The 20,815-nt window shown below is 41.6% G+C and carries 30 protein-coding genes; all 30 read left to right on the top strand.

Going from position 1 to position 20,815, the window contains the following annotated elements; all coding sequences use genetic code 11:
- The first annotated feature begins 63 nt into the window (after positions 1 to 63).
- The 30 genes from rpoC (at position 64) to map (ending at position 20,800) form a co-directional block, all read left to right on the top strand.
- On the top strand, positions 64 to 3,663 hold the full coding sequence (gene rpoC, locus BMMGA3_RS00665) for a DNA-directed RNA polymerase subunit beta' (protein WP_003348634.1): 3,600 nt from the start codon (positions 64 to 66) through the stop codon (positions 3,661 to 3,663).
- A gap of 183 nt (positions 3,664 to 3,846) precedes the next feature.
- Positions 3,847 to 4,095: a 50S ribosomal protein L7ae-like protein gene (locus BMMGA3_RS00670; RefSeq protein ID WP_003348632.1), complete on the top strand. Its 249-nt coding sequence runs from the start codon at positions 3,847 to 3,849 to the stop codon at positions 4,093 to 4,095.
- Between the two features lie 103 nt (positions 4,096 to 4,198).
- A complete protein-coding gene (gene rpsL, locus BMMGA3_RS00675; RefSeq protein WP_003348630.1) occupies positions 4,199 to 4,621 on the top strand; it encodes a 30S ribosomal protein S12 in 423 nt (140 codons plus the stop codon).
- A 40-nt stretch (positions 4,622 to 4,661) separates the two neighbouring features.
- The gene (gene rpsG, locus BMMGA3_RS00680) at positions 4,662 to 5,132 is read left to right on the top strand and encodes a 30S ribosomal protein S7 (RefSeq protein WP_003348628.1); all 471 of its coding nucleotides are present in this window, start codon (positions 4,662 to 4,664) and stop codon (positions 5,130 to 5,132) included.
- Positions 5,133 to 5,185: 53 nt separating this feature from the next.
- A complete protein-coding gene (gene fusA, locus BMMGA3_RS00685; RefSeq protein ID WP_003348626.1) occupies positions 5,186 to 7,264 on the top strand; it encodes an elongation factor G in 2,079 nt (692 codons plus the stop codon).
- Positions 7,265 to 7,394: 130 nt separating this feature from the next.
- Complete coding sequence (tuf, locus tag BMMGA3_RS00690; protein ID WP_003348624.1) at positions 7,395 to 8,582, top strand: elongation factor Tu; 1,188 nt, start codon at positions 7,395 to 7,397, stop codon at positions 8,580 to 8,582.
- A gap of 303 nt (positions 8,583 to 8,885) precedes the next feature.
- The gene (rpsJ, locus tag BMMGA3_RS00695; RefSeq protein WP_003348621.1) at positions 8,886 to 9,194 is read left to right on the top strand and encodes a 30S ribosomal protein S10; all 309 of its coding nucleotides are present in this window, start codon (positions 8,886 to 8,888) and stop codon (positions 9,192 to 9,194) included.
- Between the two features lie 38 nt (positions 9,195 to 9,232).
- Positions 9,233 to 9,865: a 50S ribosomal protein L3 gene (gene rplC / locus BMMGA3_RS00700; protein ID WP_003348619.1), complete on the top strand. Its 633-nt coding sequence runs from the start codon at positions 9,233 to 9,235 to the stop codon at positions 9,863 to 9,865.
- Positions 9,866 to 9,886: 21 nt separating this feature from the next.
- A complete protein-coding gene (gene rplD, locus BMMGA3_RS00705; protein ID WP_003348617.1) occupies positions 9,887 to 10,510 on the top strand; it encodes a 50S ribosomal protein L4 in 624 nt (207 codons plus the stop codon).
- Positions 10,507 to 10,794 (top strand): 50S ribosomal protein L23, encoded by a 288-nt coding sequence (gene rplW / locus BMMGA3_RS00710; protein WP_185762565.1) that lies wholly within the window; start codon positions 10,507 to 10,509, stop codon positions 10,792 to 10,794. Before rplD ends, rplW begins: the two co-directional genes overlap by 4 nt.
- A gap of 31 nt (positions 10,795 to 10,825) precedes the next feature.
- Positions 10,826 to 11,656, top strand: a complete 831-nt coding sequence (gene rplB, locus BMMGA3_RS00715; RefSeq protein WP_003348615.1) for a 50S ribosomal protein L2 — start codon at positions 10,826 to 10,828, stop codon at positions 11,654 to 11,656.
- 60 nt (positions 11,657 to 11,716) lie between these two features.
- Positions 11,717 to 11,995, top strand: coding sequence for a 30S ribosomal protein S19 (gene rpsS, locus BMMGA3_RS00720; RefSeq protein ID WP_003348614.1), 279 nt, complete (start codon positions 11,717 to 11,719; stop codon positions 11,993 to 11,995).
- A gap of 20 nt (positions 11,996 to 12,015) precedes the next feature.
- Positions 12,016 to 12,357: a 50S ribosomal protein L22 gene (gene rplV, locus BMMGA3_RS00725; RefSeq protein WP_003348613.1), complete on the top strand. Its 342-nt coding sequence runs from the start codon at positions 12,016 to 12,018 to the stop codon at positions 12,355 to 12,357.
- Positions 12,358 to 12,360: 3 nt separating this feature from the next.
- Positions 12,361 to 13,017, top strand: a complete 657-nt coding sequence (rpsC, locus tag BMMGA3_RS00730) for a 30S ribosomal protein S3 (protein ID WP_003348612.1) — start codon at positions 12,361 to 12,363, stop codon at positions 13,015 to 13,017.
- A 2-nt stretch (positions 13,018 to 13,019) separates the two neighbouring features.
- Positions 13,020 to 13,454 carry a 50S ribosomal protein L16 gene (gene rplP, locus BMMGA3_RS00735; RefSeq protein WP_003348611.1) on the top strand — a complete coding sequence of 145 codons (435 nt, stop codon included), beginning with the start codon at positions 13,020 to 13,022 and terminating at the stop codon, positions 13,452 to 13,454.
- Complete coding sequence (rpmC, locus tag BMMGA3_RS00740; protein WP_003348609.1) at positions 13,444 to 13,647, top strand: 50S ribosomal protein L29; 204 nt, start codon at positions 13,444 to 13,446, stop codon at positions 13,645 to 13,647. The genes rplP and rpmC overlap by 11 nt, the downstream gene beginning before the upstream one ends.
- Before the next feature lie 20 nt (positions 13,648 to 13,667).
- The gene (gene rpsQ / locus BMMGA3_RS00745) at positions 13,668 to 13,931 is read left to right on the top strand and encodes a 30S ribosomal protein S17 (RefSeq protein ID WP_003348607.1); all 264 of its coding nucleotides are present in this window, start codon (positions 13,668 to 13,670) and stop codon (positions 13,929 to 13,931) included.
- 40 nt (positions 13,932 to 13,971) lie between these two features.
- A complete protein-coding gene (gene rplN, locus BMMGA3_RS00750; protein WP_003348605.1) occupies positions 13,972 to 14,340 on the top strand; it encodes a 50S ribosomal protein L14 in 369 nt (122 codons plus the stop codon).
- Positions 14,341 to 14,376: 36 nt separating this feature from the next.
- Complete coding sequence (rplX, locus tag BMMGA3_RS00755; protein WP_003348603.1) at positions 14,377 to 14,688, top strand: 50S ribosomal protein L24; 312 nt, start codon at positions 14,377 to 14,379, stop codon at positions 14,686 to 14,688.
- A 26-nt stretch (positions 14,689 to 14,714) separates the two neighbouring features.
- Complete coding sequence (gene rplE, locus BMMGA3_RS00760) at positions 14,715 to 15,254, top strand: 50S ribosomal protein L5 (RefSeq protein WP_003348601.1); 540 nt, start codon at positions 14,715 to 14,717, stop codon at positions 15,252 to 15,254.
- Positions 15,255 to 15,279: 25 nt separating this feature from the next.
- The gene (gene rpsN, locus BMMGA3_RS00765; protein ID WP_003348599.1) at positions 15,280 to 15,465 is read left to right on the top strand and encodes a 30S ribosomal protein S14; all 186 of its coding nucleotides are present in this window, start codon (positions 15,280 to 15,282) and stop codon (positions 15,463 to 15,465) included.
- A 30-nt stretch (positions 15,466 to 15,495) separates the two neighbouring features.
- Positions 15,496 to 15,894, top strand: coding sequence for a 30S ribosomal protein S8 (gene rpsH, locus BMMGA3_RS00770; protein ID WP_003348597.1), 399 nt, complete (start codon positions 15,496 to 15,498; stop codon positions 15,892 to 15,894).
- A gap of 31 nt (positions 15,895 to 15,925) precedes the next feature.
- Entirely contained in the window at positions 15,926 to 16,462 is a 537-nt protein-coding gene (gene rplF / locus BMMGA3_RS00775) for a 50S ribosomal protein L6 (protein WP_003348595.1), read from the top strand.
- 32 nt (positions 16,463 to 16,494) lie between these two features.
- Entirely contained in the window at positions 16,495 to 16,857 is a 363-nt protein-coding gene (rplR, locus tag BMMGA3_RS00780; RefSeq protein ID WP_003348593.1) for a 50S ribosomal protein L18, read from the top strand.
- A gap of 24 nt (positions 16,858 to 16,881) precedes the next feature.
- Positions 16,882 to 17,382: a 30S ribosomal protein S5 gene (rpsE, locus tag BMMGA3_RS00785; RefSeq protein WP_003348591.1), complete on the top strand. Its 501-nt coding sequence runs from the start codon at positions 16,882 to 16,884 to the stop codon at positions 17,380 to 17,382.
- A gap of 13 nt (positions 17,383 to 17,395) precedes the next feature.
- Positions 17,396 to 17,578 (top strand): 50S ribosomal protein L30, encoded by a 183-nt coding sequence (gene rpmD, locus BMMGA3_RS00790; protein WP_003348589.1) that lies wholly within the window; start codon positions 17,396 to 17,398, stop codon positions 17,576 to 17,578.
- Positions 17,579 to 17,609: 31 nt separating this feature from the next.
- Entirely contained in the window at positions 17,610 to 18,050 is a 441-nt protein-coding gene (rplO, locus tag BMMGA3_RS00795) for a 50S ribosomal protein L15 (RefSeq protein ID WP_003348587.1), read from the top strand.
- The gene (gene secY, locus BMMGA3_RS00800) at positions 18,050 to 19,345 is read left to right on the top strand and encodes a preprotein translocase subunit SecY (RefSeq protein WP_003348586.1); all 1,296 of its coding nucleotides are present in this window, start codon (positions 18,050 to 18,052) and stop codon (positions 19,343 to 19,345) included. The genes rplO and secY overlap by 1 nt, the downstream gene beginning before the upstream one ends.
- Before the next feature lie 58 nt (positions 19,346 to 19,403).
- A complete protein-coding gene (locus BMMGA3_RS00805) occupies positions 19,404 to 20,054 on the top strand; it encodes an adenylate kinase (RefSeq protein ID WP_003348584.1) in 651 nt (216 codons plus the stop codon).
- A complete protein-coding gene (gene map, locus BMMGA3_RS00810) occupies positions 20,054 to 20,800 on the top strand; it encodes a type I methionyl aminopeptidase (protein WP_003348582.1) in 747 nt (248 codons plus the stop codon). Before BMMGA3_RS00805 ends, map begins: the two co-directional genes overlap by 1 nt.
- Positions 20,801 to 20,815: the final 15 nt, after the last annotated feature.

A 20,815-nucleotide genomic window follows, 5' to 3' on the forward strand; every position in this document is an offset into this window, starting at 1 on the left:
CTTTTCGGCTGGACAATGAAGCAATAAGGGTAAAACCTGTAGATCAAAAGGGAGGTAGGCCCCTTGCTAGATGTTAACAATTTTGAGTATATGAAAATAGGTCTTGCTTCACCTGATAAAATCCGTTCATGGTCATATGGTGAAGTGAAAAAACCTGAAACAATCAACTATCGTACTTTAAAACCTGAAAAAGATGGTCTTTTCTGTGAACGTATCTTCGGCCCTCAAAAAGACTGGGAATGCCATTGTGGAAAATATAAAAGAGTCCGCTACAAAGGTGTGGTTTGCGATCGATGTGGCGTTGAGGTTACTCGTGCAAAAGTGCGCCGTGAACGCATGGGACATATTGAATTAGCAGCACCAGTATCCCATATCTGGTACTTTAAAGGGATTCCGAGCCGAATGGGACTTGTACTTGATATGTCCCCGCGTGCTCTTGAAGAAGTTATTTATTTTGCTTCTTATGTCGTAACTGAACCTGGTGACACTCCATTAGAAAAGAAGCAGCTTTTATCAGAAAAAGAATACCGCGCATACCGCGAAAAATACGGAAATAAATTTCAGGCTTCAATGGGTGCGGAAGCGATTAAAAAACTTCTCCAAGATATTGACCTTGAAAAAGAAGTTGAAATCTTAAAAGAAGAACTAAGAACTGCTCAAGGCCAGCGCCGTACTCGTGCAATTAAACGCCTTGAGGTGCTTGAAGCGTTCCGTAATTCCGGAAATGATCCATCTTGGATGATACTTGATGTTCTTCCGGTAATTCCTCCGGAGCTTCGTCCGATGGTTCAACTAGACGGAGGACGCTTTGCGACTTCAGACCTTAACGATTTGTACCGCAGGGTTATTAACCGGAACAATCGTTTAAAACGATTATTAGATCTTGGAGCTCCGAGCATTATTGTTCAGAATGAAAAACGTATGCTTCAAGAAGCAGTTGACGCTTTAATAGACAATGGACGCCGCGGACGTCCTGTAACCGGACCAGGAAATCGTCCGTTAAAATCACTTTCCCACATGCTTAAAGGGAAACAGGGCCGTTTCCGCCAAAACTTGCTTGGTAAACGTGTAGACTATTCCGGCCGATCTGTTATCGTAGTAGGTCCAAACCTTAAAATGTATCAATGCGGACTTCCGAAAGAAATGGCGCTAGAACTATTTAAGCCATTTGTAATGAAGGAGCTTGTTGAGAAAGGGCTAGCCCACAATATTAAATCAGCTAAACGAAAAATTGAAAGAGTTCAGCCTGAGGTGTGGGATGTATTAGAAGAGGTCATTAAAGAACACCCTGTTCTTCTAAACCGTGCCCCTACATTGCACAGACTTGGAATTCAGGCATTTGAGCCAACGCTCGTAGAAGGCCGAGCCATCCGTTTGCATCCGCTCGTATGTACTGCATATAACGCAGACTTTGACGGTGACCAAATGGCTGTTCACGTGCCGCTTTCAGCAGAAGCTCAAGCAGAAGCGCGTTTATTAATGCTTGCTGCACAAAATATTCTAAACCCTAAAGATGGTAAACCGGTCGTTACCCCTTCACAGGATATGGTATTAGGCAACTATTATTTGACGTTGGAAAGAGCAGGTGCTGAAGGTGAAGGAATGATCTTTAAGGACACAAATGAAGCCCTGCTTGCCTATCAAAACGGCTATGTTCATTTGCACACACGCATTGCCATTCATGCCGGTTCCTTAAATAACAAAACATTTACTGAAGAGCAAAACAAAAAATTACTGATAACAACAGTAGGTAAATTAATCTTTAATGAAATTTTACCTGCATCATTCCCTTACATTAACGAACCTACAAAGACAAATCTTGAAGAAAGAACACCAGATAAATACTTTGTAGATCCGGGTACAGACGTAAAGGCATTGATCAAAGAAATGCCGCTTGTTGAACCTTTTAAAAAGAAAATCCTTGGAAACATCATTGCGGAAGTGTTTAAACGCTACAAGATCACTGAAACTTCTAAAATGCTTGACCGTATGAAAGACCTTGGATTCAAATATTCAACGAAAGCCGGTATTACGGTTGGTATTGCTGATATCGTTGTATTGGGCGAAAAGAAGCAAATCATCGAAGAAGCCGAAAGAAAAGTCGACAATGTGATAAAGCAATTCAGACGTGGTTTAATCACAGAAGACGAGCGATACGACCGAGTAATCTCAATTTGGAGCTCTGCAAAAGACACCATTCAGGCAAAACTTATGAAGTCATTGGATAGAATGAATCCAATCTTCATGATGAGTGACTCAGGTGCCCGCGGTAACGCGTCGAACTTTACGCAGTTAGCTGGTATGCGCGGACTCATGGCCAACCCGGCAGGACGGATTATTGAATTGCCGATTAAAGCAAGTTTCCGTGAAGGATTAACGGTATTAGAGTATTTCATATCGACACATGGTGCACGTAAAGGTCTCGCGGATACAGCCCTTAAAACAGCTGACTCTGGTTATTTAACACGCCGTCTTGTTGACGTTGCGCAGGATGTTATCGTTCGTGAAGACGATTGCGGCACAGACCGGGGATTATTAGTAAGAGCCTTAATGGATGGAACAGAAGTGATCGAATCACTCGAGGAACGCTTAATCGGGCGTTATGCAAGAAAAACGGTAAGACATCCGGAAACCAATGAGGTTATTGTGCCTGAGAATGGGTTAATTACTGAAGATTTGGCAAATGAAATTGTCCAAGCAAATATAGAAGAAGTATGGATTCGTTCGGCATTCACATGTAACACAAGACACGGTGTATGTAAAAAATGTTACGGCCGCAACTTAGCTACCGGCCAGGAAGTTGAAGTAGGCGAAGCAGTCGGTATTATTGCTGCTCAATCAATCGGTGAACCGGGTACACAGTTAACAATGCGTACTTTCCATACAGGTGGAGTTGCAGGAGACGATATTACTCAAGGTTTGCCTCGTATCCAGGAGTTGTTTGAAGCACTCAACCCGAAAGGTCAAGCTGTTATTTCTGAAATTGACGGTGTCGTAGTTGGAATTAACGAAGGACGTGACCGCCAGCACGAAATTGTCATCCAAGGTGAAGTGGAAACCCGCACATACACTGCACCATATACAGCGCGCTTAAAAGTAAATGTAAATGACCGTGTTGAGCGAGGCCAGGAATTAACTGAAGGATCGATTGATCCGAAAGAATTACTAAAAGTAAAAGACGTATCTGCCGTACAAGAATACTTGCTTCGTGAAGTTCAAAAGGTATATCGTATGCAAGGGGTTGAAATCGGCGACAAGCACATTGAAGTTATGGTAAGACAAATGCTTCGTAAAGTGCGTGTTATCGATGCCGGTGAAACAGACGTCCTTCCAGGTACTCTGCTTGATATTCACCAATTTAGAGATGCTAACGAAAAAGCTCTGCTTGAAGGCAAGCTGCCGGCAACCGGCCGTCCTGTGTTGCTCGGTATTACAAAAGCATCTTTGGAAACAGATTCGTTCTTGTCTGCAGCATCATTCCAAGAAACGACAAGAGTTCTTACAGATGCAGCAATTAAAGGCAAACGCGATGAATTACTTGGCTTGAAAGAAAATGTTATTATCGGTAAGTTAGTTCCAGCTGGTACAGGAATGCTGCGTTACCGTAAAGCAAAGCCTATCTTAAAGGATGAAACTGTCGAAGATCCTGTAACGGTTGAGTGATTGTTTTATAATAGTGCGGTACTTGCTAGTGAAAATCACATGCAAGTACCGTATTTTTAATAAAGTTTTTATGAAACTGTGAGATGCCAGTATAAAAATTTTTCATCGGTATTGACATCGCTATTTTGAGATGATAATATAGCAAAGGTGCTTCAATTACCTGTTACTTTGGAGGATATATATATGTCTTATGAAAAAGTATCACAGGCTAGAAACATTATTGTAGGAACAAAGCAAGCAGTGAAAGCTCTTAAATCAGGGATAGTAATGGAACTTGTGATAGCCGACGATGCTGATCCAAATGTAACAGCAAAGGTTATCGATGTTGCAAAGGAAATGAATGTCCCGATAACCCGTGTTGATTCGATGAAAAAGCTTGGGAAAGCTTGTGGGATTGAAGTCGGAGCCGCCACTGTAGCGATTATCCGTTAAAAACTGTTTTTGCAGCCATAAATTGCAAGAACTTTGTTTTTGTTAAAAAATGAACCACCTGGATGTGTGGGCTTAAACGAAAATGTGAAGGGAGGAAAAATACATGCCTACAATTAACCAATTAGTACGCAAGCCTCGTAAATCAGTACCAGAAAAATCAAAATCACCTGCACTGAACAAAGGTTACAACAGTTTCAAAAAAGTGCAAACAAATGTATATTCACCACAAAAACGCGGTGTATGTACACGTGTTGGTACAATGACACCGAAAAAACCGAACTCAGCGCTTCGTAAATATGCTCGTGTTCGTTTAACAAACGGAATTGAGGTAACAGCGTACATTCCTGGTATCGGCCACAATTTACAAGAACACAGTGTGGTTCTTATCCGTGGCGGACGTGTAAAAGACTTGCCAGGGGTACGTTACCATATCGTACGCGGTGCGCTTGACACTGCTGGTGTTAATAACCGTATGCAAGGCCGTTCAAAATACGGTACTAAGAAACCAAAGGCAGCTAAAAAATAATTTCAAACGAATACAGTTTCGTTGAAAGGAGGAAAAATATATGCCACGTAAAGGACCTGTAGCAAAAAGAGATGTATTGCCAGATCCGATTTACAATTCTAAGCTAGTTACTCGTCTAATCAATAAAATGATGATTGACGGTAAAAGAGGTAAAGCCCAAACAATTCTTTACTCAGCATTTGATATTATTCGTGAACGTACTGGTAAAGATCCGATGGAAGTGTTTGAACAAGCACTGAAAAACATCATGCCTGTACTAGAAGTAAGAGCACGCCGTGTGGGTGGAGCCAACTACCAAGTTCCAGTTGAGGTGCGCCCTGAACGCCGTACAACACTAGGACTTCGCTGGTTAGTAAACTACGCTCGTCTACGTGGAGAGAAAACAATGCAAGAGCGTTTAGCTAATGAAATTCTTGATGCAGCCAACAACACTGGTGCGGCTGTTAAAAAACGTGAAGATACACACAAAATGGCAGAAGCAAACAAAGCGTTTGCTCACTATCGTTGGTAATATCAAATTTACAATAATAAAACACACTTATATTAAGGAAGGAGAAAGACCGAATGGCAAGAGAGTTCTCCTTAGAAAAGACTCGAAATATCGGTATCATGGCCCACATTGATGCTGGTAAAACAACAACAACCGAGCGTATCCTTTACTATACCGGTAAAATCCATAAGATCGGTGAAACTCATGAAGGTGCGGCTCAAATGGACTGGATGGAACAAGAGCAAGAACGCGGTATTACAATTACTTCCGCAGCGACAACTGCACAGTGGAAAAACCACCGCGTTAACATCATCGATACACCAGGACACGTAGACTTCACGGTTGAAGTTGAACGTTCTCTTCGTGTGCTTGATGGTGCGGTTACGGTTCTTGATGCTCAATCCGGTGTTGAGCCTCAAACTGAAACAGTTTGGCGCCAGGCGACAACTTATGGGGTACCGCGTATTGTATTTGTCAACAAAATGGATAAAATCGGTGCCGATTTCTTATATTCTGTTAAAACTCTTCATGATCGACTTCAGGCAAATGCTCATCCAATTCAGCTGCCAATCGGTGCTGAAGACAGTTTCGAGGGAATTATCGACCTTGTAGAAATGAATGCAACTTTCTACGCCAATGACCTTGGAACTGACATTGAAGTTCGTGAAATTCCAGAAGAATACAGAGCACAAGCTGAAGAATACCGTGAAAAATTAGTTGAAGCGGTAGCAGAACTTGATGAAGAGCTAATGGAAAAATACCTTGGCGGAGAAGAGATTACAAATGATGAACTAAAAGCTGCAATCCGTAAAGGAACAATCAATGTTGAATTCTTCCCTGTTCTTTGCGGTTCTGCTTTTAAGAACAAAGGTGTTCAATTAATGCTTGATGCAGTAATTGACTATCTTCCATCACCAGTAGATATACCGCCAATTAAAGGTGTTAACCCTGAAACAGAGGAAGAAGTAACTCGTCCATCTAGCGACGATGAACCGTTTGCTGCACTTGCATTTAAAGTTATGACTGACCCATATGTCGGTAAATTAACATTCTTCCGCGTTTATTCTGGTACATTGAGCTCTGGTTCTTATGTACAAAACTCTACAAAAAGAAAACGCGAACGTATTGGTCGAATACTACAAATGCATGCGAACCACCGCCAAGAAATCTCTATGGTTTATGCAGGGGACATCGCTGCAGCGGTAGGATTGAAAGATACAACAACTGGTGACACACTTTGTGATGACAAAAACCCTGTCATCTTAGAATCAATGCAATTCCCTGAACCGGTAATTCAACTTTCTGTGGAACCTAAGTCAAAAGCAGACCAAGATAAAATGTCGAATGCTTTACAAAAACTTCAAGAAGAGGATCCAACTTTCAGAGCGCACACAGACCCTGAAACAGGGCAAACAATTATTGCTGGTATGGGTGAGCTTCACTTAGACATCATCATTGACCGTATGCGCCGTGAATTCAAAGTTGAAGCGAATGTAGGTGCACCTCAGGTAGCTTACCGTGAAACTTTCCGTAAAAGTGCGCAAGTTGAAGGTAAATTTGCTCGTCAATCTGGTGGACGCGGACAATACGGACACGTTTGGATCGAATTCTCTCCAAATGAAGAAGGAAAAGGTTTCGAATTTGAAAACGCGATCGTTGGTGGTGTTGTACCGCGTGAATACATCCCTGCAGTGCAAGCAGGACTTGAAGACGCTCTTCAAAAAGGTGTTCTTGCAGGTTATCCGATGGTTGACATTAAAGCAAAACTATTTGATGGATCATACCATGATGTTGACTCCAGCGAAATGGCGTTCAAAATTGCTGCTTCTTTGGCACTTAAAAACGCAGCAGCAAAATGTGACCCTGTTCTCCTTGAACCGATAATGAGAGTAGAAGTAGTTGTTCCAGAAGAATACATGGGAGATATCATGGGAGGCATTACTGCCCGCCGTGGCCGTGTAGAAGGTATGGAAGCGCGCGGTAACGCTCAAGTAGTCCGTGCAATGGTTCCACTTTCAGAAATGTTTGGTTACGCTACTTCGCTTCGTTCTAGTACACAAGGACGCGGAGTTTTCACAATGCATTTTGACCACTACGAAGAAGTACCGAAATCAATCGCTGATGAAATCATCAAAAAAAATAGAGGCGAATAATTGATTTTAGTCTTTTAATCAAGTATAACTACTTATGTAAGCTTGGTTGCTGCGAATTAGGGCAGCCTCTTTCGCAGCCCATTTATATATTTAAAATTAAATTTTTTATAACCAAAGGAGGATTTTCCTAATGGCAAAAGCTAAATTCGACCGTTCTAAGCCACACGTGAACGTTGGTACAATTGGTCACGTTGACCATGGTAAAACTACTTTAACAGCTGCAATTACTACTGTACTTGCTAAGCAAGGTAAAGCTGAAGCTCGTGCATATGATCAAATCGATGCTGCTCCAGAAGAGCGTGAACGCGGTATCACAATTTCAACTGCACACGTAGAGTATGAAACTGAAAACCGTCACTATGCACACGTAGACTGCCCTGGACACGCTGACTACGTTAAAAACATGATCACTGGTGCTGCTCAAATGGACGGCGCTATCCTTGTTGTATCTGCTGCTGACGGTCCAATGCCGCAAACTCGTGAGCATATCCTTCTTTCTCGCCAAGTAGGTGTGCCTTACCTTGTTGTATTCTTAAACAAATGCGACATGGTAGACGACGAAGAACTTCTTGAACTAGTAGAAATGGAAGTACGCGATCTTCTTTCTGAGTACGAATTCCCTGGCGACGAAGTTCCAGTAATCAAAGGTTCTGCTCTTAAAGCACTTGAAGGCGACCCAGCTTGGGAAGAAAAAATCGTTGAGCTTATGAACGCTGTTGATGAGTACATCCCAACTCCAGAGCGTGAAACTGACAAACCATTCATGATGCCAGTTGAAGACGTATTCTCTATTACTGGTCGTGGTACAGTTGCTACTGGACGTGTAGAACGCGGACAAGTTAAAGTTGGTGACGTTGTTGAAATCATCGGTTTAACTGATGAGCCAAAATCTACAACTGTAACAGGTGTAGAAATGTTCCGTAAACTTCTTGACTACGCTGAAGCTGGTGACAACATCGGTGCTCTTCTTCGTGGTATTGCTCGTGAAGAAGTACAGCGCGGACAAGTTTTAGCAAAACCAGGTTCAATCACTCCACACACCAAATTCAAAGCTGAAGTTTACGTATTATCAAAAGAAGAAGGTGGACGTCATACTCCATTCTTCTCTAACTATCGCCCTCAGTTCTACTTCCGTACAACTGATGTAACTGGAATTATCACTCTTCCAGAAGGCGTAGAAATGGTTATGCCTGGCGACAACGTTGAAATGAACGTTGAGCTTATTGCTCCAATTGCAATCGAAGAAGGAACTAAATTCTCAATTCGTGAAGGTGGACGTACAGTAGGCGCTGGCGTTGTTTCCACTATTGTTGAGTAATAAAAAATAAATATATGAAAGCAGATGGGTGATAATCCATCTGCTTTTTTAATTTTTAAATAAAAAAGTTCCTGTTGAAAATGGTATATAGGGCCGCTATAATTGAAAAGGTGTGTGAAACATAAAGATTTTTCAAGAATATCTTGCGTTCACTTTATGTTTTCTGTATAATAGACAACGTTGGTCTTTGACTGCGATGAAGTGGAAGGTTGCTGACACACCCGGCCGCTTTGCCATGGCGAGTGCGTAGGAAATTTCCACGGAGAATGTCTATTTTAAAATAGGCGAAAAGGAGGGAAAATAATGGCAAAACAAAAAATACGTATCCGTTTAAAAGCTTATGATCACAGAATCCTTGATCAATCTGCAGAGAAAATTGTAGAAACAGCAAAACGTTCAGGTGCGGCTGTATCTGGTCCGATCCCGCTTCCAACTGAAAAATCTGTTTACACAATTCTTCGTGCGGTGCATAAGTACAAAGATTCACGTGAACAATTTGAGATGCGCACACACAAACGTCTTATCGACATCATTAATCCAACTCCACAAACAGTTGATTCATTAATGCGTTTAGACTTGCCATCCGGTGTTGATATTGAAATTAAACTTTAATGATATAAATAATGAAGAAATTAGGAGGTGTGACTGAAATGACCAAAGGAATCTTAGGAAGAAAGATCGGTATGACTCAAGTATTTGCTGAAAACGGTGACCTTATCCCGGTAACAGTTGTTGAAGCAACTCCAAACGTAGTTCTTCAAAAGAAATCTGTTGAGACTGACGGCTACGAAGCAATTCAGCTAGGATTTGAAGACAAACGCGAAAAGCTTGCTAATAAACCGGAAAAAGGACACGCTGCAAAAGCAAATACTGCTCCTAAGCGCTTCATTCGCGAAATCCGCGGAGTTGACTTAGCAGAGTATGAAGTTGGTCAAGAAGTCAAAGTTGATATTTTTGCAGAAGGAGAACTTGTTGATGTAACAGGTATCTCAAAAGGTAAAGGGTTCCAAGGTGTGATTAAGCGCCACGGGCAATCACGCGGACCTATGGCTCACGGTTCTCGTTACCATCGTCGTCCTGGTTCTATGGGACCTATCGCTCCAAACCGTGTATTCAAAAGTAAAAATCTGCCTGGACGCATGGGTGGAGAGAAAGTTACTGTTCAAAACCTTCAAATTGTTAAAGTTGACGCAGAGCGCAACTTACTTTTAATCAAAGGTAACGTACCGGGTCCTAAAAAGGGGCTTGTTAAAATTAAAAGTGCGGTAAAAGTAAAGCAATAAACCGGAAAGGAGGAAAAATGAATGCCGAAAGTAGCATTATTTAACCAAAACGGCTCACAAGTTGGTGAAATCGAACTAAACGACGCCGTTTTTGGTATCGAGCCTAACAAACACGTGTTATTTGAAGCTGTTGTTATGCAAAGAGCTTCTTTGCGTCAAGGAACACACAAAACAAAAATTCGTTCTGAAGTATCTGGCGGTGGCCGCAAACCATGGCGCCAAAAAGGAACAGGCCGTGCTCGCCAAGGTTCTATCCGTTCTCCACAATGGCGCGGCGGTGGTACTGTGTTCGGTCCTGTGCCACGCAGCTACAGCTACAAGCTTCCTAAAAAAGTGCGTCGCTTAGCAATTAAATCTGCATTATCTTCTAAAGTTTTAGAAGAAAATATTTTAGTATTAGAAAACCTTGTTTTCGAAACTCCAAAAACAAAAGATTTTGTAGGTGTTTTAAAAAATCTTTCTGTTGATTCAAAAGCGCTCGTCGTTACAGCAGATCTAGATGAAAACGTCGCATTATCTGCACGAAATATCCCTGGTGTAACTGTTGTAGCAGCTAACGGAATCAACGTTTTGGATGTTTTAAATCATGATAAGTTAATCATGACGAAAGCAGCGGTTGAAAAAGTAGAGGAGGTGCTTGCATAATGGATGCACGTGAAGTCATTAAGCGCCCCGTAATCACTGAACGTTCAACTGATCTAATGGCTGATAAAAAATACACCTTTGAAGTGGATGTAAGAGCTAACAAGACTCAAGTAAAAGACGCTGTTGAAGAAATTTTCGGCGTAAAAGTTGAAAAAGTAAACATTATGAACTATAAAGGCAAGTTCAAGCGTATGGGTAAATTCGGCGGTTATACAAATAAGCGTCGCAAAGCCATCGTAACGCTAACTCAAGACAGCAAAGAAATCGAATTATTTGAAGTATAAATATTTTAATTAGAAGAGGAGGGAATTTAAAATGGCGATTAAGAAGTACAAACCTACCTCCAACGGTCGTCGCGGCATGACAGTATTAGATTTTTCGGAAATCACTACTGACAAACCAGAAAAATCCTTGCTTGCTCCTTTAAAAAGAAAAGGCGGCCGCAACAACCAAGGTAAGTTAACTGTTCGTCATCAAGGTGGCGGTCATAAGCGTCAATACCGTATCATTGATTTTAAACGTGACAAAGACGGCATTCCAGGACGCGTTGCCACTATTGAATATGATCCAAACCGTTCTGCAAACATTGCATTAATTAACTATGTTGATGGAGAAAAGCGTTACATTCTTGCTCCAAAAAACCTTGAAGTTGGTATGGAAATAATGTCTGGTCCAGAAGCAGACATCAAAGTAGGTAACGCACTTCCATTAGCAAACATTCCTGTAGGTACTGTTATTCACAATATCGAATTAAAGCCTGGCAAAGGTGGTCAATTAGTACGTTCAGCCGGTACTTCCGCACAAGTTCTTGGTAAAGAAGGCAAATACGTACTTGTCCGCTTAAACTCTGGTGAAGTTCGCATGATCCTTGCAACTTGCCGTGCTTCTATCGGCCAAGTAGGGAACGAACAGCACGAATTAATTAACATTGGTAAAGCAGGACGTTCTCGTTGGTTAGGGAAACGCCCAACTGTTCGCGGTTCTGTAATGAACCCTAACGATCACCCACACGGCGGTGGTGAAGGACGTGCGCCGATCGGACGTAAGTCTCCAATGACTCCTTGGGGTAAACCAACTCTTGGTTTCAAAACCCGCAAAAAGAAAAACAAATCTGATAAATTTATCGTACGTCGTCGTAAAAAATAACGGGATTGAACTACGGTTCATACATCGAACCGTAGAACAATCACGAAGGGAGGTTCAAATATGGGTCGCAGCTTAAAAAAAGGACCTTTTGTTGATGAGCATTTAATGAAAAAGATCGAAAAATTAAATGAAACGGATAAAAAACAAGTTGTGAAAACTTGGTCACGCCGTTCAACGATCTTCCCGCAATTCATCGGACACACAATCGCTGTCTATGACGGTCGCAAACATGTTCCTGTTTATATTACTGAAGATATGGTAGGACACAAGTTAGGAGAGTTTGCTCCAACTCGTACTTATAAAGGCCACGCAAGTGACGATAAGAAAACAAGACGTTAATGAGAGGAGGGCATTTTCAGATGCAAGCTAAAGCTGTTGCAAGAACAGTTCGTATTGCTCCTCGTAAAGCTCGTTTAGTTGTAGATCTAATTCGAGGAAAGCAAGTTGGTGAAGCGGTGGCAATTTTAAAACACACTCCAAAAGCTGCTTCTCCGATCGTAGAAAAAGTATTGAAATCTGCTGTTGCTAACGCAGAACATAACTACGAAATGGACGTTAATAATCTCGTTGTATCTCAGGCTTACGTAAACGAAGGGCCGACATTAAAACGTTTCCGTCCTCGTGCAATGGGACGTGCAAGCCAAATTAACAAACGTACAAGTCACATTACAATCGTTTTATCAGAAAAGAAGGAGGGATAATCAGTGGGTCAAAAAGTGAATCCAGTCGGTTTGCGTATCGGGATCATCCGTGATTGGGAATCAAAATGGTACGCAGAAAAAGAATACGCTGATCTTTTACACGAAGACCTTAAAGTACGTGAGTACATCACGAAGCGTTTAAGCGATGCTTCTGTTTCTAAAGTAGAAATTGAACGTGCCGCAAACCGTTTAAATATTACTATCCACACTGCAAAGCCTGGTATGGTAATTGGTAAAGGCGGTACAGAAGTTGAAGCTCTTCGCAAGGCGCTTAACAATCTTACAGGAAAACGGGTACACATCAACATCCTTGAAATTAAGAAAGCTGATATTGACGCAAAATTAGTTGCTGAAAATATTGCCCGTCAATTAGAAAACCGTGTATCATTCCGCCGTGCACAAAAACAGGCTATTCAACGTGCAATGCGTGCTGGAGCAAAAGGAATTAAAACAATGGTATCCGGTCGTTTAGGCGGTGCCGACATCGCCCGTTCTGAGCACTACAGCGAAGGAACAGTTCCACTTCATACTCTTCGTGCCGACATCGACTATGCAACTGCTGAAGCTGATACAACATACGGCAAGCTTGGTGTAAAAGTATGGATTTATCGTGGAGAAGTCCTTCCTGTGAAGAAGAAAACTGAGGAAGGAGGCAATTAATTATGTTAATGCCAAAACGCGTTAAATATCGTCGTGAGCACCGCGGAAAAATGCGCGGACGCGCTAAAGGCGGTACTGAAGTACATTTCGGTGAATTCGGTTTACAAGCTACAGAAGCTGGTTGGATTACAAACCGTCAAATCGAAGCTGCACGTATTGCTATGACACGTTACATGAAACGTGGCGGTAAAGTTTGGATTAAAATCTTCCCTCATAAACCATACACTGCAAAACCATTAGAGGTCCGCATGGGTTCCGGTAAAGGTGCTCCTGAAGGATGGGTAGCAGTTGTAAAGCCAGGGAAAGTAATGTTTGAAGTTGCAGGTGTATCTGAAGAGATCGCTCGTGAAGCATTGCGCCTTGCATCACACAAACTGCCAGTGAAATGTAAGTTTGTAAAACGAGAAGAAATTGGTGGTGAATCTAATGAAAGCTAATGAAATTCGTGAACTTACCACTGCCGAAATTGAACAAAAAGTAAAGTCTCTAAAAGAAGAGCTTTTTAACCTACGCTTTCAATTAGCAACTGGACAACTAGAAAACACAGCCCGTATTCGGGAAGTACGCAAAGCGATTGCTCGAATGAAAACTGTTATTCGTGAAAGAGAGATCGGTGTTAACAATCGATAACCTGAGAGGAGGTTCGCACAATGAGTGAACGTAACCAACGCAAAGTTTACACAGGACGCGTTGTTTCTGACAAGATGGATAAGACAATTACAGTTCTTGTAGAGACTTACAAAAAGCATCCTCTTTACGGTAAGCGCGTTAAATACTCTAAGAAGTTTAAAGCTCATGATGAGCAAAACCAGGCAAAAGTTGGCGATATCGTACGCATTATGGAAACTCGCCCGCTTTCAGCTACAAAACGCTTCCGTTTAGTTGAAGTGGTGGAAAAAGCCGTTATTATTTAATTGTTCGGATTAAGGTTGATTCCGAAGGGAGGTTACACACATGATTCAACAAGAATCACGTTTAAAAGTTGCTGACAACTCTGGTGCTCGTGAAGTACTTACTATTAAAGTTCTTGGTGGCTCTGGCCGCAAAACAGCTAATATCGGTGACGTCATCGTATGTACAGTCAAACAAGCAACACCAGGTGGCGTTGTTAAAAAAGGTGATGTTGTAAAAGCCGTTGTTGTTCGTACAAAACGCGGCGTCCGTCGTAATGATGGCACATATATCCGTTTTGATGAAAACGCATGTGTTATTATCCGTGATGATAAGAGCCCTCGTGGAACTCGTATCTTCGGACCTGTTGCTCGTGAACTACGCGACAACAACTTTATGAAAATCGTGTCTTTAGCTCCAGAAGTACTATAACTCAAATTTAATGCCTTTAAGGAGGTGCGAAAGCAGATGCATGTAAAAAAAGGTGACAAAGTAATGGTCATCTCTGGCAAAGACAAAGGCAAAACAGGAATCATCCTGGCTGCTTTTCCTAAGAAAAGCCGTGTCCTAGTAGAAGGTGTAAATATTATTAAAAAGCATTCTAAACCTTCTCAAGCTAATCCGCAGGGCGGAATTATCAGCCAAGAGGCACCTATTCATGTATCAAACGTAATGCCAATTGACCCGAAAACAGGAGAACCAACACGAGTTGGCTACAAAGTGGTTGATGGCAAAAAAGTTCGCATTGCGAAAAAATCTGGTGAAGTTTTAGATAAATAGTTCATATAAGAAGGGAGGTACAATAAATGAACCGCCTAAAAGAAAAATTTGTAAAAGAAATTACTCCTGCTCTTATGAGCAAGTTCAACTATAAATCTGTAATGGAAGTACCTAAACTTGAAAAAATCGTAATCAACATGGGTGTTGGTGACGCTGTTCAAAACGCAAAAGCTCTTGATAATGCTGTTGAAGAGCTTGCAACAATTACAGGACAAAAACCAGTTGTAACTCGTGCAAAAAAATCAATTGCTGGTTTCCGTCTTCGTGAAGGTATGCCAATCGGTGCAAAAGTTACTCTTCGTGGAGAGCGTATGTACGAGTTTTTCGACAAACTGATTTCTGTTTCTCTTCCGCGTGTACGTGACTTCCGCGGAGTTTCTAAGAAAGCATTTGACGGCCGCGGTAACTACACACTTGGCGTAAAAGAACAGTTGATCTTCCCTGAAATTGATTACGATAAAGTAAGTAAAGTACGTGGTATGGATATTGTCATTGTAACCACTGCTAAGACTGATGAAGAGGCTCGTGAACTTTTAACTCAATTTGGAATGCCATTCCAAAAGTAATCGCTAAATAGAGGGAGGCGAAAATGTGGCTAAAAAATCAATGATTGCGAAACAAAAACGCAAGCCTAAATTTAAAGTGCAAGAGTACACACGCTGCGAACGCTGCGGTCGTCCACACTCTGTATACCGCAAATTTAAGCTTTGCCGTATTTGTTTCCGTGAATTAGCATACAAAGGACAAATTCCAGGTGTGAAAAAAGCAAGCTGGTAAAACCCAACTCTGGGAAGGAGGTAAAAAAAAATGGTCATGACAGATCCAATTGCAGATATGCTTACTCGTATTCGCAATGCGAATATGGTTCGTCACGAAAAATTAGAAGTACCTGCTTCTAATATTAAAAAAGAAATTGCTGAAATTCTAAAGCGCGAAGGTTTCATTCGTGATGTAGAGTATATTGATGATAATAAACAAGGTATTATCCGCATTTTCTTAAAATACGGCCCAAACAATGAACGTGTTATTACTGGTTTAAAACGCATCAGTAAGCCAGGTCTTCGTGTTTATGCAAAATCCAACGAAGTGCCTCGTGTATTAAACGGTCTTGGCATCGCAATTGTATCAACTTCTCAAGGTGTTTTGACTGATAAAGAAGCTCGTGCAAAACAAATCGGTGGAGAAGTTTTAGCATACGTTTGGTAATACAGTTTCTGAATGAATGGAGGTGCAATAAATGTCTCGCATAGGTAAAAAACCAATTGAAATCCCATCTGGTGTTACAGTTACTGTTAATAACAATACTGTGACAGTAAAAGGCCCTAAAGGCGAATTAACTCGTTCGTTTAACCCAGATATGGAAATTAAAGTAGAAGATAACGTAGTTACTGTCACTCGCCCATCTGATGTGAAAGAACACCGCGCGTTGCACGGCACAACTCGTGCGATTATCGCAAACATGGTGGAAGGAGTATCCAAAGGCTTTGAAAGAAGCCTTGAGCTGGTCGGGGTTGGATACCGTGCTCAAAAACAAGGCAAAAAGCTAGTACTTAACGTCGGTTACTCTCATCCTGTAGAAATTGAACCTGAAGAAGGTCTTGAAATTGAAGTTCCAGCTAACACAAAAGTTGTCGTAAAAGGTATTGACAAAGAACGTGTTGGAGCTTTAGCAGCAAACATTCGCCAAGTTCGTCCACCAGAGCCATACAAAGGTAAAGGAATCCGCTACGAAGGCGAATATGTGCGCCGTAAAGAAGGTAAAACTGGTAAGTAATGCCGCATAGGTAAACGAAAGGAGTGACCTGAATGATTACGAAACCTGACAAAAATGCAGTCCGCAAGAAAAGACATGCTCGTGTTCGTTCTAAACTAAGCGGTACTGCAGCTCGTCCTCGTTTAAACGTGTTTCGTTCAAACAAACACATTTATGCACAACTAATCGACGATGTGAATGGAGTTACTTTAGCAAGTGCTTCAACATTAGATAAAGATTTGAACCTTGAGTCCACCGGGAACGTTGAGGCAGCACAAAAGGTCGGAGAATTAGTTGCTAAACGTGCTATCGAAAAAGGAATTAAATCTGTGGTGTTTGATCGTGGCGGATACTTGTATCATGGACGGGTTAAAGCTTTAGCAGAAGCTGCCCGTGAAAACGGTTTAGAATTTTAATAGACAAAGGAGGGACACGAAAAGATGCGTCGCATTGATCCAAACAAACTTGAACTTGAAGAACGCGTAGTTACCGTTAATCGTGTAGCGAAAGTTGTTAAAGGCGGTCGTCGATTCCGCTTCTCTGCTCTTGTAGTAGTAGGAGATAAAAACGGTCATGTTGGTTTCGGTACTGGAAAAGCTCAAGAGGTACCTGATGCTATTCGCAAAGCAATTGAAGATGCGAAGAAAAACTTAATTAAAGTACCTATCGTTGGTACGACAATTCCACACGAAGTTATCGGACATTTTGGTGCAGGGAAAATTCTTTTAAAACCTGCTCTCGAAGGTACTGGAGTTATTGCTGGCGGTCCAGTTCGTGCGGTACTTGAGTTAGCTGGTGTTGGTGATATCCTTTCTAAATCATTGGGAACAAATACACCAATTAACATGATTCGTGCAACAATTGACGGTTTAAAACAATTAAAACGTGCTGAGGACGTAGCAAAATTACGTGGTAAATCAGTAGAAGAACTGTTAGGATAAGGAGGGAAATCAAATGGCGAAAAAACTAGAAATTACCCTCACTCGCAGCGTAATTGGTCGTCCTAAAGACCAACGCGAAACAGTTAAAGCTCTTGGATTACGTAAATTGAACCAAACAGTTGAGCATCAAGACAATCCAGCTATTCGCGGAATGATCAATAAAGTTGCTCACCTTGTAACGGTAAAAGAACAATAATTTCATTCTTCTTGAATAAGGAGGTGCCAACATGAAACTTCATGAATTAAAGCCTGCAGAAGGTTCTCGCCATGACCGCAAACGCAAAGGTCGCGGTATTGGTTCTGGTAACGGTAAAACTGCTGGTCGAGGTCATAAAGGTCAAAATGCACGTTCTGGCGGTGGTGTTCGTCCTGGCTTCGAAGGTGGTCAAACTCCACTTTTCCGACGTTTGCCTAAACGTGGATTTACAAACATTAACCGCAAAGAATATGCAATTGTAAACCTTGATGCCTTAAACCGTTTTGAAGAAGGTACTGAAGTTACTCCAGAACTTCTGATTGAAACTGGGGTAGTACGCAATGAAAAAGCAGGTATTAAAATTCTTGCAAAAGGAAAAGTTGAGAAAAAGCTTACTGTAAAAGCTCATAAATTCTCCTCTGCTGCAAAGGAAGCGATTGAAGCTGCCGGCGGTCAAACTGAGGTGATTTAATGTTTCAGTCAATCTCCAATTTTATGCGCGTGGGTGAAATAAGACGTAAAATCATATTCACCCTTTTAATGTTAATTGTATTCCGCATCGGTGCATTTATCCCTGTACCGAATGTGAATGCAGAGGTTTTAAAAGTACAAGATCAACTTAACGTGTTTGGCGTTTTAAATACATTTGGGGGCGGAGCTTTAAAAAACTTCTCTATTTTTGCGATGGGAATTATGCCGTATATCACAGCATCAATCATTGTTCAATTATTACAAATGGATGTTGTGCCAAAATTTACGGAATGGTCAAAACAGGGAGAAGTTGGGCGCCGCAAATTAGCTCAGTTTACCCGCTATTTTACAATTGTACTTGGATTAATCCAAGCTTTTGGCATGTCTTACGGTTTTAATAACATGTCAAGAGGGATGCTTATCGTAGATCCCGGCATCTCTACCTATCTGCTGATCGCGATTGTATTAACTGCTGGAACGGCCTTTTTAATGTGGTTAGGCGAACAAATTACAGCAAAAGGTGTGGGAAACGGAATCTCGATCATCATCTTTGCGGGGATTGTTGCCGGAATTCCGTCGACATTCAACCAAATCTATGCGCAACAGCTTGAAAATTCAGGGGAACAATTATTTTTGCGAATTATTACAGTCGTGTTAATTGTTTTAGCAGTCATTGCGTTAATTGTCGGGGTTATTTTTATCCAGCAGGCATTGCGGAAGATCCCGATACAATATGCGAATCGAATGGTTGCAGGGAGAAATCCAGTAGGGGGACAATCAACGCATTTACCGTTAAAGGTGAATTCTGCCGGCGTTATTCCAGTTATCTTTGCGGTTTCATTTATTGTTACACCGCCAACGATTGCTTCATTTTTTGGGCAAAATGATGTAACGCTTTGGATTCAGAAGACGTTTGATTATACTAAGCCAATTGGTATGATCTGTTACGTGGCACTTATTATTGCCTTTACGTACTTCTATGCTTTTATACAAGTAAATCCTGAGCAAGTTGCGGAAAACCTTAAAAAGCAAGGCGGTTATATTCCTGGAATACGTCCTGGAAAAAACACACAGGAGTACTTGACACGCGTTTTATACCGTCTGACACTGCCTGGTTCGTTGTTCTTAGCATTTATTGCGATAATGCCGGTTTTCTTTATTCAGTTCGCCGGGTTGCCACACTCTGCTAAGATCGGTGGAACGAGCCTTCTCATCGTTGTCGGTGTAGCGCTTGAAACAATGAAACAGCTTGAAGCACAGCTTGTAAAACGCCATTATAAAGGTTTCATTAAATAATGTGGTTTTAGGGGCAGATGCTCCCTAAAACCTATTAAGAGACTGAGGGGGAATACGGGTGAATTTAGTATTAATGGGGCTTCCAGGTGCAGGTAAAGGTACTCAGGCCGAGAAGATCGTGGAAAAATACAACATCCCTCATATCTCAACAGGAGATATGTTCCGTGCTGCTATGAACGAAGGAACGGAACTTGGTTTAAAGGCTAAGTCTTTCATGGATAAAGGTGAACTTGTCCCTGATGAAGTGACAATTGGCATTGTCCGTGAAAGATTAAGCAAGGATGACTGTCAGAATGGATTCCTTTTAGACGGATTTCCAAGAACAGTTGCCCAAGCTGAAGCTCTTGAAGCCATGCTGGCCAGCATGGATAAAAAAATAGATTATGTTATTAACGTAGTTGTAGATAAAGATATTTTAATGGAACGTTTGACTGGACGCCGCATCTGCAAAAACTGTGGCGCAACGTATCATCTTGTCTTTAATCCTCCGAAGGTTGAAGGTGTATGCGACCGCTGCGGCGGGGAGCTGTATCAGCGTGCGGATGATAACAGTGAGACAGTCCAAAATCGTTTAGAAGTAAATATGAAACAAACAAAACCTTTATTAGACTTCTATGAATCAAAAGGGTATTTACGCAATATCAATGGTCAGCAAGACATTGAAAAAGTGTTTGCTGATATTGATGAATTGCTTGGGGGCTTACATTAATGATTATATCGAAAACCCCTCGAGAAATTGAAATTATGAGGGAAGCCGGCAGGATTGTAGCCCTTACCCATCAGGAGCTAAAAAAGCATATTTCACCTGGTATTACAACAAAGGAACTGGATGCAATTGCGGAACAGTTTATCCTTAAAACTGATGCAATCCCTTCTTTTAAAGGTTATAATGGTTTCCCTGGCAGCATCTGTGCCTCAGTCAATAATGAGCTTGTTCACGGGATTCCGAGTGATCGTGTTTTAAAAGAGGGCGATATTATCACGATCGATATCGGTGTTAAATATAATGGTTATCATGGTGACTCGGCTTGGACATATCCAGTTGGAAATATAGATGAAGAAACAAATCGCCTTTTAGAGGTAACGGAAGAATCTCTATACAGAGGCCTGATGGAAGCAAAGCCTGGAGAGCGCCTATCGAACATCTCCCATGCGATTCAAACGTATGTGGAATCAAACGGCTTTTCCATTGTACGCGAGTATGTAGGACACGGAGTAGGGCAAGAATTACATGAAGACCCGCAAATTCCTCATTATGGTCCGCCCAACAAAGGTCCGCGTCTAAAGCCTGGAATGGTATTAGCGATTGAACCAATGGTGAATGCGGGAAGCCGATATGTTAAAACGTTAACTGATAATTGGACAGTTGTGACAGTTGACGGAAAAATGTGTGCTCATTTTGAGCATACTGTAGCAATCACTGAAACAGGGTGTGAGATATTAACGAAAGCCTAAGTGCAGGTGATTTTC

It is taken from the genome of Bacillus methanolicus MGA3, from assembly GCF_000724485.1.
Lineage (GTDB): Bacteria > Bacillota > Bacilli > Bacillales > Cytobacillaceae > Bacillus_Z > Bacillus_Z methanolicus_A.